This window comes from Enterobacter sp. MG-EB028 (assembly GCF_056673305.1).
Genome location: NZ_CP195079.1, coordinates 1,241,430 through 1,253,880, shown reverse-complemented (window position 1 = coordinate 1,253,880; position 12,451 = coordinate 1,241,430). Strand labels below are relative to the sequence as shown.

Genomic DNA, 12,451 nt, shown 5'->3' with positions numbered 1-12,451 from the left:
GCATCAGCATTTTTTATCCCTCCCCCAGATAAAAAACCATATTAACTAACTGATATTGATGAGGAGTTATGTTAGGTCTGATGTTAAAAGCATAAGCAATTAAAGGAGAGAATACGCCTGGCTAAAGTCGAATAAGAGCCTCCCATATGTCCGCTCCTGGCACAAAGCGGACATATCTTTCACATTCACCTGATACAGTATTCGCACTCATTAAATGAGCGCCGTCACACGAGCATATGAAAACTACACTCCATAAATGTTTCCATCCTGAAAACAAGGGGCAAGGATGCACGTAGTCTCAAGAGCGCCTTTCGACACAGCGGCCAGAAAATTTCCCAACCAATCACTCACCCTGGACGATCTTTACCGGGTACTAAAGAAGGAACACTACCCTTCACCAGACGACATGCGAAAGCGCTTTCCCAGCCTGGATCGGATGAAATACTGGGAAAAATGGTGAGTCATTGATGTGGGGGGTGGACATTTAAGAGTGATGTTTTTTGCTGATTTTGAGCGAGGAAAAATTTTCATCAAACACATCAGCACTCACGCAGAGTATGACAAGCTCACGGACCTCTACCGGAGAACGAAAGAATGAATTATGCAGCAGCCATCAAAGCGGCAAAGGATCTGACAAACGCGCTCCCTTTCATGGGCTCAAGCCCGTCGCGCCAGGATTACGAGGATGCGCTAGCGCTGGTGGAGTATCTGATAGAACACGAACCCGATAACCCGCTGGTAGAGATGCTCACCGCCAGGATCGATAAATACGAAAACGAGTCTCCGGAGTTTGCAGAATTTAACGCGCGTGTTGCCAGCATTCCGTCAGGCGTTGCGTTATTGCGAACGCTGATGGATCAGTACCAACTCACTCAGAGCGACTTCGAGAACGAAATTGGTAAGAAGTCTCTGGTGAGTCGGATCCTCAACGGACAGCGTACGTTAACGCTGGATCATATGCGTAGACTGGCGAAGCGTTTTGATTTACCAGTGAGTGCATTTGTGGGGAAATGATCAAAAGAAGGTTTTGTACACGGCTGGATCCGTAAAAGGACGCAGAAGGCTGTTAAATCGACTATTGAAGACCGGGGATCTTAAAATGCTGGCTTATATCACTATAGGTACAAACGACTTTCAGCGCTCCGTGAACTTTTATGACGCTGTTTTTAACGTTCTGGGCTTCTCGCGTCTGCCTGCCTGGACTGAAAGCTGGGCAATGTGGGGGGATGAAAATAATCCAGGTGAGGGGTTCAGCTTCTGTATTTGTCCTCCTTTTAACGGGCATCGCGCAACGGCGGGAAACGGGACTATGTTCGCATTCAGTGCAGATAACGCGGACCTTGTCAGACGGTTCCATGCTGCGGGCCTTCTTGCAGGAGGGACGAATGAAGGCGAGCCAGGCACACGAAGCGCGTACGGCCCCGACTTTTATGTTGCCTATCTGCGCGATCCTGACGGACATAAGCTGGCATGCGTTTGTCAGCATTATTCTCCTGAAGCTGATAAGTTCGTAGACAAAGCATAGTCGCTTCACTCCTTATCTATCGCCACGCTCGCCGACAGCCCCGCCACCAACTCAACCCCCTCCGGCAACCTGTCGATATGAATACGCACCGGCACGCGCTGCGCCAGCCGGACCCAGCTAAAGGTGGGCTCGACGTCGGGCAGCCCCAGCCCGCCCGTCTCATCGTTGCTGTCCCCGATCCCATGTCCGATGCTCTCCACGTGACCCGTGATGACCGGCTCGTACCCCATCAGCACCACCTGCGCGGCATCCCCGACGCGGATATGGCGCAGCTTGGTCTCTTCAAAGTACCCCACCACCCAGAAGCTGTGGGCATCGACGATGGCGACCTTCGTCTCCCCCGCTGTCGCATAATCGCCAGGGCGAAGCCGCAGGTGCGTGACGTACCCCGAAACTGGCGCACGGACGGTGGCGTGCGCCAGATTAAGCTCTGCCAGATCCAGCGCGGCCAGCGCGCCGTGATAATTGGCCGCCGCGACGTTCGCCGCGCTGCCGGTTTGCTGTAAATCCTCGCTCGAAATAGCGTTTTTAATCAGCGTGCGGCGATGGGCCGCGTCCTGGCGCATCAGCATTTCATGGCGTTTCGACTCGACGTCAGCCTGCGCGCTGACCACCGCCAGCTTAAGCCAGCGCGGATCGATGGTGTAGAGCACATCGCCCCGGTTCACCCACTGATTGTCCCGCACGGCCACGCTGATGACCGGCCCGGAGACGTCCGGCGCAATCTGCACCACATCCGCCCGCACGCGGCCGTCGCGGGTCCACGGCGTTTGTGCATAGTGTTTCCACATCTGAAACGCCAGAAGCGTGGCCGCCGCGACGACGCTTAACGTCAGCGCATAGCGAGCCAGTAAAGAAAGCAGTGATTTCATGACAATAACCCCAAAGCAGTCAGGCCCTGCATCAGCAGGAAAAAGGTGACAATCCAGGTGGAAACATCCATCAGCGGGCGAAACGGCAAGCGCCGGTAGAGCCTGCTGAGAGAGAAAAGCGCGACGAGGCCCAGCGTGCAGACCAGCGCCGCGAGGGCGACCATCAGCAGCCCCGGAATAAAAACCCCGCCGATATTGAGATCGTTAACCATGGTCCGGCTCCCGTAATGCACAGTGCAGATCCACCAGCCTGAAGACCAACTGGCGCGTATGTTCATCTGCCGCAGGCAGATGGCGCTCGATAAGGGTAACGATGCGTTCGCGTAAGGCGTGGCGGTCTGCGGCGTTTATCCGATGAAAAAGCGCGTCAACCTCCCTGCCGGGCGGTGCGTCACTGCGGCGTAAATGCATGACTGAAAGCCCCAGGCGCAGCGCGTGCAGCAGTCGACCGAGCGCCTGCTCTGGCGCACGCTCGCTGCGCTGCAGGCGCGGCAGCAACAGGGCGGTTCGGTCCATCATCAGGTTGATCCAGTGCGTTTCATCAACCCGCAGCGTGCCCTTCAGGCTGCGGCAAATGTCGCGCTGGCACAGGTTCAGCAGACGCGTGATGGCGCCATCCGCCTGCACGGTTTGCAGCAGGCTCATGCTGACGACGGCATAACCGGTGGCGGCAAAGAGCGCGATGGCGGTGTTAGCCGCAACGGCGAAATCTCCGCTGTAGTGCGCCCCCAGCTCGCACAGAATGGGCAGCGTCAGGGTAATACCCATCGCCATAAACGTGGTGGGCGGACGCGCCTGAAGCGACCCGGCCAGCAGATATGCCGGGGCAAGCACCGCCACCAGCACCGGGAAATCGCTCACCAGCGGCAGCAGCGCAAAGCTGTAGAACAGGCTAATGACCACGCCCCAGAACGAGCCAACGATGTATTTCACGATGTGGGGCGCCGGAGTGTCGAAGCTGCCAAACAGCGTGCAGCAGACCCCCAGGATAGACACCGCCGTGCCGCCATCCGGCCAGGCTGAGAAGATCCAGACCAGGCAGCCGCTCAGGATGATGGCGAAAGCCCCCAGCGCCGTGCGGGCTGCGGTCAGAGGATCCCGGTGAAAAACGTAGCCTTTCGCCGCGCGGGTTTGCCTCTCCCCAACGACGGGTTTGGCGTGGTGGATGGCCCCGGAAAGACATTCGCACTGCTGCAGAAGAGCGATGGCCTCCGAGAGGTAGCGAATAAAACTGACCTGCAACGCGTCGTCAAAGGTCTGCGCCTGCGCGGCATACCGTTCGACGAGAAGCGCACAGCGGAGCCGCAGCGCCTCTGCCGTGCTGCTGGCGCCTTCAACGGCAAGCCAGGCCTGAACGTCCTCCAGCAACGCCTGCACGTCGGCGGGTAGGGTTCCGATCGCTGGCAGGCGATCGTGTAGTTCACAGTTGACGATAACCAGCCGAGCCAGCCGATCGTGGATCGCCTTTCTGGCCTGCCGCACCGGAGCTGAAAGGGCAAAATCATACGGAATATGGTGGCTTATGCCCTGCAGGAACTGCAGCGCCAGGGCCAGATGCAGAGGGGCGGAAGCCGCATCGGGTTTACCTGATAAGGTATCAGCCACCCGCCCGCGCGCGGCCTGTAGCGTCTGGGATAATTTCGCGTTGAACAGCCCCGAGACGCGCGCGGGCAGCACGTAGCGGTGAATCAGCGCCGCGCAGAAAATCCCGATAGCGATCTCCTGCACGCGGACAATGGCGACGTTAAAAATGCCGCCGGGATCGGACACCGCGGGAAAACCAATCAGGCTCGCGGTATAGCCGGCCAGCACAAAGGCGTACGCCCGGGGCGTGCGCTCCAGCAGGGAGAGCCACAGGCAGAATACGATCCAGCCCGTCAGCACCACGCTACACAGGACTGGCGTATTCGCGAAGGTGGGCACAATCAGCACGGTCGCGCTGGCCCCCGCCACGGTACCGGCCAGCCGGTAGAGGCTTCGGCTCAGCGATGCCCCAACTGACGTCTGTGACACGATGTAAACCGTAATAATGGCCCACGAGGGACGTTCGAGGCCTATCGAGAGCGCAATATAATAAGCCAGCATCGCCGCGGCAAAGCTCTTCGCGGCGTAGATCAGCGCGCCCGCGTCGTTTCGCAACGCGTCGGGCAGGCGCACGGGATGAGAGAAGATGTTTTTCATGCCGGGATTATTACCGGCTTACAGACGCCCTTAAATACTCTATTCTGTCAAAAAATACCTAAATGTTGCCAGAATCGTGAAACCTCAACTCGCTCATACGCTGTATGACCCTGACGCCACCGCCTCCCCTGCCGTGGCGCGTCATCTGGACTTCGTGGATTACGCCGCGGAAGTGCCGGTACATACCCACCGCAAGGGCCAGCTGATTATTGCCCGATACGGTGCGGTCAGCTGTTACGCGGAGAATGACATCTGGATCGTGCCGCCGGACTGCGCCGTCTGGATCCCCGGCGGGATCCCGCACAGTGCCAGGGCGACCTGGAACGCGCATCTCAACTATTTGTTTATTGAGCCCGGCGCGGCGGTACTGCCGGAGAGATGCTGCACCCTGGCGATCTCGCCGTTGATTAAGGAGCTGGTCGATCGTCTGACGCGCGAAGGCGTGGATTATCCTCCCGACAGCCACGTCGCCAGGCTGACCAGAGTCACGCTTGACGAGCTCGCCAGCATGCCACAGCAGAAGCTGAGCCTGCCGGTCTCAACCGACCCGAAAATTCGTGCCATGGCCGACGCGCTGGTCAGCCGCCCGGAGGACAGAAGCACTCTGAAGGAGTGGGCAAAACGGCTTGCCCTCAGCGAGCGCTCGTTTGCCCGCCTGATTCAGCGCGAGACCGGGCTGAGCTTCGGGCGATGGCGCCAGCAGCTGCATTTGATTATTGCCCTGCGGGAGCTGGCCAGCGGCGTGCCCGTCCAGAACGTGGCGGCAACGCTCGGGTACGAATCCGTGAATGCGTTTATCACCATGTTCCGTAAAGCGATGGGCAGCACGCCCGCCCATTACTTTGCCGAACGGAAAAACAGCGGCCGTTAGGGCGGGGTACGATCTGAGACAGGATTCCTCCGCGCTTATTGCGGCCATTTAAACACCAGGAAAATATTTTCTGCTTTGCTGTTTTAATCGTTTCCAGGCCTGTTGCTACGGGCTGGCGGGTATTCTGACGAGCTAACAAGAGCTATTCATCACCTCATAAATCGTCAAATTAATGTACCCCTGAGAACAGATCAACTATTTATTAAATTTGCAATCATTATTCACTTAATCAAATTTTAAGTTAAACCACGATATTAATCATTAACACTTTATCCAGATCCAAACAGTAAGATCCCATTATTTCTTAATTTTCATCAACGAAAACGAAGATCGTTTTATATCCATACCATATAAAAATTGACGGACCATTTTGTAAGCACTAGCGTTACCCTGGTTACATAACCAATTAAACTAAAAGGTTTTTTCAGGTTTTCCTTAAATGGAGTTTTAAACAAATGGCTATTCCCGCTTATTTATGGCTCAAAGATGACGGCGGTGCCGACATCAAAGGCTCTGTCGATATACATGGTCGTGATGGAAGTATCGAGATAATCGCGCTGAACCACGGCATAATGCAGCCCACGGACAAACATACCGGTAAGGCGACAAGTCTTCGCGTCCATTCCCCCTACTCTTTTGATAAAGAGATCGACGCCTCCAGCCCCTATTTGTACAAGGCTGTCAGCACAGGTCAGAAGCTAAAATCTGCAGAGGTGAAGTTTTACCATATCAACGATGCCGGTCAGGAAGTGGAATATTTCTCCACTCTTATGGAGGGAGTGACGATTGTCAGCGTCTGTCCAATGATGCTAGATATCAAAGATCCTGACTACGAGAAGCATAACCATCTTGAGCTGGTAGAACTGTTGTATGAAAAAATTACCTGGCGCTATGTCGACGGTAACATCATACATTCAGATAGCTGGAACGGCCGCAAGACGGCATAAGGAGAACGTTATGGGATGGAAGTATGAGCAGTCGACCGGCAAGATGTATAAAGACGGTAAATTAATTGAGATCGGATATTCCGGTGCTCTTACGAATAAAAACAACCCGGACCGTCAGCATGTGAAAGGACTGGGGCCACTGCCTCGCGGGACGTATAAAATCGCGGGTCATTCGAATTCTAAAGGACCGATAACCATCATTCTTGAGCAAACCTCAGGCGAAAGTTTTGGTCGCTCAGAATTCCGCATTCATGGTGACCACAAGTATGGCCCCGCGGGGTTTGCATCCGAGGGGTGCATCATTCTCTCACCGTCAACGAGACGTAAGATTCTTCGCGACGGCGGCATGCTTGAGGTAGTGCGATGAAATACCCGATCGTACTGCTGATATGTGCTCTTACAGCCCCGGCAATAGCTGACGTTAGTGACTGGTCTTCAGCAGTGAAGGGAATTGCCTCAGGTTATGTACACCGGATTGAGCAAGCCCCAAAGCTTGCTGCCGTTGCTGACGAGAACCAGGCAAAGCAGTTAGAAGATGCCTTAGCCGCAGCGCTCACCACAAACACCAACGCCACGCTGAAAGCGCTCCGCATCCTTGATGCCGGAAAGTGGCCGCACATGGTAGGCAGCGATATCGTCTGCACGCCGCCTTTAGAGAAATCACCCGCCGAAATCGACGCGTTTTATCAGCGTACCCGCCAGGCGCTGCTGGAAACGTTTGAAGGTGCTCAGTGCCTCTGGATCCTGGAGGCAACCATGGAAGAGTTGAAAGCAGAGAAAGCCCGTCAGGCTAAGTAGAGACGCTACCCGGCGCACAACGGCCGGGTCTTTCCTTCACTCCAGACCCTGGCTCACCCCGGCCCCTCGCTCCCCGCCGCCAGCAGCGGCACCACCACGTCACTGATGGGCACCGCAATCCCGTGCTTACGGCCGTAGCGCTGGATCACGCCGTTGCGGATATCCCACTCCATCGGGCGATCCGCCTGACGGTCCGCAAGGATCGACGTGCCCAAATCCACTGGCGCACGCTGGAAGTTCGCCAAAATCTCCTGCGCCACCGCATCATCCAGCTTCGCCCCCTCGACGCGGGCGACGGCAAGCCCCTCGCGCAGATAGGCCAGCGCAAGCTCGCTGATATCCTCGCGCCTGAACATCCCGGCGCGGCGGTTGGCCAGCACCATCAGCCCGGCGACTGCGTTTTGCAGCAGCTTGCGCCAGGCGACGGTGGGGAAATCTTCCGAGAGCTCAACCGCGCAGCGCGTATCACGAAGCGCTTCGATCACCCGCTGCGCCTGGGGGGCGTCCGGCAGCGTCAGGCGCGGCTTCGCCCGGAGCCAGACGGAGGCATCCGGCTCGCGCTGCGCCGGGAACCAGACCACCGACGGCAGCACCGTTGCGCCACTGACCAAAGGCTCAAGCTGCGCCTTCTGCTCTACGCCGTTTTGCAGGGCGCAGACCACGGTATTTTCATCGCACAGCGCGCGCAGCCACCCGGCGCTGTCGGCGTTTTGCGTCGTTTTTACCGCCACAAAAACAAGATCTGCGGGGCGAGTAATGACGGTCGGATCGGTTAATACCGGACCGGGCACAACCGTTTCCCCCTCGTCGTAACGCAGACGTAATTCCGGATGTGCGGTGCGTCCGCACAGCATCGGCGTACGGCCCGCGTCGTGCAGCACCGCGGCAATGGTGGTCCCAATTGCGCCAGGCCCAATCAGCGCAATCACTGGATTGTCAGACATGGTTAACTCCCCTTTTCGCTAAGCCTGCTAACAGTTATACCACCCTGCGAAGTGAGCGCCACGTCGTTGTCTATACTCAACACACAACAGACAACGGAGTGCGCCATGCCTTTACCCGATTTCAAGTCCTCTGAAACTTTCACCCTCGGCATCGAACTCGAACTGCAGGTGGTTAACCCGCCGGGCTACGATCTGAGCCAGGACTCCTCCGCGCTTATCGCCGCCGTCAAAGACGACATCAAAGGCGGAGAGGTCAAACACGACATTACCGAAAGCATGCTCGAAATCGCCACCGGCGTGTGCCAGAACATCGACCAGGCGGCGGCGCAGTTCTCGGTGATGCAGCAGAGCATTCTGCGCGCCGCGGCGGAGCAGCATATTCAGATTTGCGGCGGCGGGACGCACCCGTTCCAGAAGTGGCAGCGTCAGGAGGTGTGCGACGACGAGCGCTATAACGTCACGCTGGAGCGCTTTGGCTATCTGATTTTGCAGGCAACGGTGTTCGGCCAGCACGTGCACGTCGGCTGCCGGACCGGGGACGACGCGATTTACCTGCTGCACGGCCTGTCGCGCTTCGTGCCGCACTTTATCGCCCTGGCGGCCGCCTCGCCGTATATGCAGGGCACGGACACGAAGTTCTCCTCGTCGCGGCTCAACATCTTCTCCGGCTTCCCGGATAACGGCCAGATGCCGTGGGTCAACAGCTGGCAGGAGTTCGAGGGGCTGTTCCGCCGCCTGAGTTCGACCAGCATGATCGACAGCATTAAGGATCTGCACTGGGACATCCGCCCCAGCCCGCATTTTGGCACCGTGGAGGTGCGGGTGATGGATACGCCGCTGACGCTCGGCCACGCCATTAACATCGCCGGGCTTATTCAGGCGACGTCGCACTGGCTGTTAACCGCGCGACCCTATAAGCATCAGGAGAAGGATTTTCTGCTCTACCGCTTTAACCGTTTTCAGGCCTGTCGCTACGGGCTGGAGGGGATCCTGACGGACGTGCACACCGGTGAGCACAAAACCGTAGCGGAAGACATTGCGTGGCTGCTGGAGCAGGTTGCGCCGTCGGCCGAAAAGCTCGGCGCGACCAGCGCAATCAATGAAATTGCCCTGCTGTTAAAGCAGGGCAAGAGTGAGGCGCAGCGCATGCGGGACTTTATCGCCGACGGTGGCTCGCTTATTTCTCTGGTGCAGAAACACTGCGAGCTGTGGGCGACGAGTCCGTAAGGCCGTGGCCCCACTCGCGCAGGCGCTGGAACAGCACGAACAGCGCGGGGATGAACACAATCCCCACCACGGTCGCCACCAGCATGCCGCTGAACACCGTGGTGCCGATAATGCGGCGGCTCTGGGCACCCGCTCCGGTCGCCAGCATCATGGGCAGGACGCCGATAATGAACGACACGGCGGTCATCATCACCGCGCGGAAGCGGCGCGAGGCCCCTTCTCTTGCGGCATCGACAATCGCCATGCCGTCCATGCGCCGCGCGCGGGCAAACTCCACGATAAGAATGGCGTTTTTAGCCGCTAGCGCGATCAGCAAGACCAGGCCAATCTGCACGTACACGTCATTGGCGTAGCCCGCCAACCACAGCCAGACCAGCGCCCCGCCGATGGCGAACAGCACCGAGAGCATCACGCTCGCCGGGAGCGTCCAGCTCTCGTACTGGGCGACGAGGAACAGCCACGCCATCACCACCGCCGCCAGCACGATCCACACCGCCTGGTTGCCGGTCTGCTGCTCCTGATAAGACATGCCGCTCCAGGCGTAGTCGTATCCCGCTGGCAAATTCTCCGCCAGAAGCTCGCCCATCACCGCCATCGCGGTGCTGCTGCTTACCCCTTCAGCCGCCGAGCCGCTCACCGACACCGACGGGAACTGGTTGTACTGCTGCAGGAACGGCGCGCCAACGCTCGGCGTAACGGTGACCAGGTTGCTCAGGCGCACCCGCTCGCCACTGTTGCTGCGCACGAACAGCTCGCTGATTTGCTCTACGCGCTCGCGCCACTGCATCTCGTTCTGCATGACGACGTGGTAAACGCGGTTATTCACGCTGAAATCCCCGGCGCGGGTGCCGCCAAAGGCGGTCTGCAGGCTGCTGAAGATGCGCGACACCGGCACGTCGAGGCGCGCGGCGCGCTCGCGGTCAACGGTCAGCGTCAACTGCGGCACGTTGCTGCTCCAGGTGGTGAACACGCGGCTCAGCTGCGGATGCTGGTTAGCTTTCGCCAGCACATCACGCGTCACGCGCTCCAGCTCCGCCGGGCTCTGCCCCGCCTGCGCCTGAATGCGCAGGTCGAAGCCGGAGGCGTTGCCCAGCCCCGGCAGCGTCGGCGGCGCGAAGGTCATAATGGTCGCTTCCGGCAGGGCCAGCAACTGGCGCTGCAGGCTTCCCATCACCTCGTCCAGCGGCGGGCGCTCGCTCCAGTCTTTGAGCATGATGGAGATAAATCCGCCGTTGGAGGCGCTGGTGCCGTTGAGGATGTTAAACCCGGACACCTGAATCACGTCCTCCACCGCCGGGTTTTTGGCGATGAGTTCGCGCGCCGTAGCCATCACCGCCTCGGTGCGCTCCAGCGAGGCCGCTTCCGGCAGCTGAACGCTGGCGAAGAAGTAGCCCTGATCCTCCTGCGGCAGGAAGCCTTTAGGCATCGACGTAAAGCTGAACACCACTACCACCGCCGCGCCCGCGGTGGCCAGCAGCGCCAGCCACGGGCGCAGGTTTAAGACGTGCACGATGCGGGTATAGAAACCGCGCGTGGCGTCCAGCCCGCGATTAAAGGCGCGATAAACCGCAGCAGGCTTCTCCGGGCGCGGGCGCAGCAGCAGCGCACAGAGGGCGGGCGTCAGGGTCAGCGCCACCAGGCTTGAGAGCGTGACGGCGGTGGAGAGTGTCACCGCGAACTGGCGGTACAGCTCGCCGACAATCCCCGGCAGGAGCGCCACCGGCACGAACACCGCCAGCAGCACCAGCGTCGTCGCGATGACCGGCCCGGCAATCTGGCGCAGGGCCAGCGCGGTCGCCGCCGTGCGGCTCTGCCCTTCCGCCATCAGCGTTTCGACGCTCTCCACCACCACGATGGCGTCATCCACCACCATGGTCAGCGCCAGAATGATGGCGAACAGGCTGAGGGTGTTGGCGGAGTAGCCGAGCGCGTAGAGCAGCGCGAAGGTGCCCACCAGCGACACCGGAATGGCGAGCGCGACAATCAGCGTCGCGCGCCAGCTTTGCAGGAACAGGGAAACGACGATAACCACCGCCAGCATGGTGAGCGCCAGCGAGACGCCGATCTCTTTAATGGTGGCGGCCACAAAGGAAGTGGTGTCGAACTTCACCTCGTAGACCAGGTCGTCCGGGAAGCGCGTCGAGAGGTGCTCAAGCTCCGCGCGCACCGCGTCGGCCACGCGCAGGGCGTTGGCGGACGGCGTCGGGTAGATGCCGAGGTAGGCGGAGTCGTGCCCGTTCAGCTGCGCGCCCGAGCTGTAGCTGCGCGAGCCAAGCTCAATGGTGGCGACGTCCTTCAGGCGCACCAGTTGGCCCATCTCGCCCGCGCGGATGATGATGTCGGCAAAGTCTTCGGCCTGATTTAAGCGCCCCAGCCCGTTGATGGTCAGGGTCTGCTGCTGGCCGTTAAATACCGGCGGCGTGCCAACCTGGCCTGCCGCCCCCTGCACGTTCTGCTCGCGCAGCGCCTGCGCCACGTCGTCGGTGGTGACGTTCAGGGCGTTCATGCGGTCCGGACGCAGCCAGATGCGCATGCTGTAGTCGCGCGCGCCAAACATCTGCACCTGCCCGACGCCCGGCAGGCGAGCCAGCGCCTCGCGCACCTGGGTGCTGGCGTAGTTGCTGACGAACAGCGGCGTGTGGGTGTTATTCGGTGAGTAAAGGCTTACCCCCATCATCAGGTTGGTGGCGCGCTTGCGCACCTGCACGCCGTTTTGCTGCGCCTCGGTCGGCAGCTGCGCCACGGCCTGCGCCACACGGTTTTGCACGTCGATGGCGGCGAGGTCCGGGTCGGTGCCCGCCGCAAAGGTAATGTTCAGACTGTAGGTGCCTTCGTCCGAACTGGTGGACTCCATGTAGAGCATGTGGTCGACGCCGTTCAGCTGGGTCTCCAGCGGCGTGGCAATGGCCTCCGCCACGTCGGCCGAGCTGGCGCCCGGCCAGCTGGCAGAAACGTTCACGACCGGCGGCGCGATCTGCGGGTACTGCTCCACCGGAATAATCCTCAGCGCGATGGCCCCCAGCAGGGTGATGACCAGCGCAATCACCATCGCGAAGCGCGGGCGTTTGATGAAAAACGTCAGCATG

At 59.4% G+C, this 12,451-nt stretch carries 12 protein-coding genes and 1 pseudogene; 8 read left to right on the top strand and 5 right to left on the bottom strand.

What is annotated here, in order from left to right; genetic code table 11:
* Window positions 1–286 precede the first annotated feature (286 nt).
* The 3 genes and pseudogenes from ACR42C_RS05860 to ACR42C_RS05850 all read left to right on the top strand — a co-directional run bounded on the left by ACR42C_RS05860 (window position 287) and on the right by ACR42C_RS05850 (window position 1,525).
* Window positions 287–598: pseudogene (locus ACR42C_RS05860) on the top strand (type II toxin-antitoxin system HigB family toxin).
* Entirely contained in the window at window positions 595–1,014 is a 420-nt protein-coding gene (locus ACR42C_RS05855; RefSeq protein ID WP_479984881.1) for a helix-turn-helix domain-containing protein, read from the top strand. Before ACR42C_RS05860 ends, ACR42C_RS05855 begins: the two are co-directional and overlap by 4 nt.
* 85 nt (window positions 1,015–1,099) lie before the next feature.
* Window positions 1,100–1,525: a VOC family protein gene (locus ACR42C_RS05850; protein WP_316380750.1), complete on the top strand. Its 426-nt coding sequence runs from the start codon at window positions 1,100–1,102 to the stop codon at window positions 1,523–1,525.
* 5 nt (window positions 1,526–1,530) lie between these two features.
* Here ACR42C_RS05850 and ACR42C_RS05845 read toward each other — a convergent pair whose 3' ends face one another.
* From ACR42C_RS05845 to ACR42C_RS05835, 3 genes are read right to left on the bottom strand one after another with little or no spacing between them, the layout of a single operon-like run.
* Window positions 1,531–2,397 (bottom strand): efflux RND transporter periplasmic adaptor subunit, encoded by an 867-nt coding sequence (locus ACR42C_RS05845; RefSeq protein ID WP_316380751.1) that lies wholly within the window; start codon window positions 2,395–2,397, stop codon window positions 1,531–1,533.
* Complete coding sequence (locus tag ACR42C_RS05840; RefSeq protein ID WP_033144858.1) at window positions 2,394–2,609, bottom strand: DUF1656 domain-containing protein; 216 nt, start codon at window positions 2,607–2,609, stop codon at window positions 2,394–2,396. Before ACR42C_RS05840 ends, ACR42C_RS05845 begins: the two co-directional genes overlap by 4 nt.
* Window positions 2,602–4,578: an FUSC family protein gene (locus tag ACR42C_RS05835; RefSeq protein WP_479984880.1), complete on the bottom strand. Its 1,977-nt coding sequence runs from the start codon at window positions 4,576–4,578 to the stop codon at window positions 2,602–2,604. Before ACR42C_RS05835 ends, ACR42C_RS05840 begins: the two co-directional genes overlap by 8 nt.
* A gap of 76 nt (window positions 4,579–4,654) precedes the next feature.
* Between ACR42C_RS05835 and ACR42C_RS05830 the strand changes: the two genes are divergently transcribed.
* From ACR42C_RS05830 to ACR42C_RS05815, 4 genes are all read left to right on the top strand, one after another.
* Window positions 4,655–5,449, top strand: a complete 795-nt coding sequence (locus tag ACR42C_RS05830; protein ID WP_479984879.1) for an AraC family transcriptional regulator — start codon at window positions 4,655–4,657, stop codon at window positions 5,447–5,449.
* Window positions 5,450–5,904: 455 nt separating this feature from the next.
* On the top strand, window positions 5,905–6,396 hold the full coding sequence (locus tag ACR42C_RS05825; RefSeq protein WP_439206862.1) for an Hcp family type VI secretion system effector: 492 nt from the start codon (window positions 5,905–5,907) through the stop codon (window positions 6,394–6,396).
* Window positions 6,397–6,406: 10 nt separating this feature from the next.
* Window positions 6,407–6,763 (top strand): tlde1 domain-containing protein, encoded by a 357-nt coding sequence (locus ACR42C_RS05820; RefSeq protein WP_316380755.1) that lies wholly within the window; start codon window positions 6,407–6,409, stop codon window positions 6,761–6,763.
* Window positions 6,760–7,194: a hypothetical protein gene (locus ACR42C_RS05815; protein WP_479984878.1), complete on the top strand. Its 435-nt coding sequence runs from the start codon at window positions 6,760–6,762 to the stop codon at window positions 7,192–7,194. Before ACR42C_RS05820 ends, ACR42C_RS05815 begins: the two co-directional genes overlap by 4 nt.
* A gap of 53 nt (window positions 7,195–7,247) precedes the next feature.
* On the opposite strand, the gene ACR42C_RS05810 is transcribed toward ACR42C_RS05815, so the two are convergent.
* Window positions 7,248–8,138: an oxidoreductase gene (locus ACR42C_RS05810; RefSeq protein ID WP_479984877.1), complete on the bottom strand. Its 891-nt coding sequence runs from the start codon at window positions 8,136–8,138 to the stop codon at window positions 7,248–7,250.
* Between the two features lie 105 nt (window positions 8,139–8,243).
* Here ACR42C_RS05810 and ACR42C_RS05805 point away from each other — a divergent pair, with 105 nt between their 5' ends.
* On the top strand, window positions 8,244–9,365 hold the full coding sequence (locus tag ACR42C_RS05805; protein ID WP_479984876.1) for a YbdK family carboxylate-amine ligase: 1,122 nt from the start codon (window positions 8,244–8,246) through the stop codon (window positions 9,363–9,365).
* Here ACR42C_RS05805 and ACR42C_RS05800 read toward each other — a convergent pair.
* Window positions 9,316–12,450 carry an efflux RND transporter permease subunit gene (locus ACR42C_RS05800; RefSeq protein WP_479984875.1) on the bottom strand — a complete coding sequence of 1,045 codons (3,135 nt, stop codon included), beginning with the start codon at window positions 12,448–12,450 and terminating at the stop codon, window positions 9,316–9,318. The genes ACR42C_RS05805 and ACR42C_RS05800 overlap by 50 nt on opposite strands.
* Window position 12,451 lies beyond the last annotated feature (1 nt).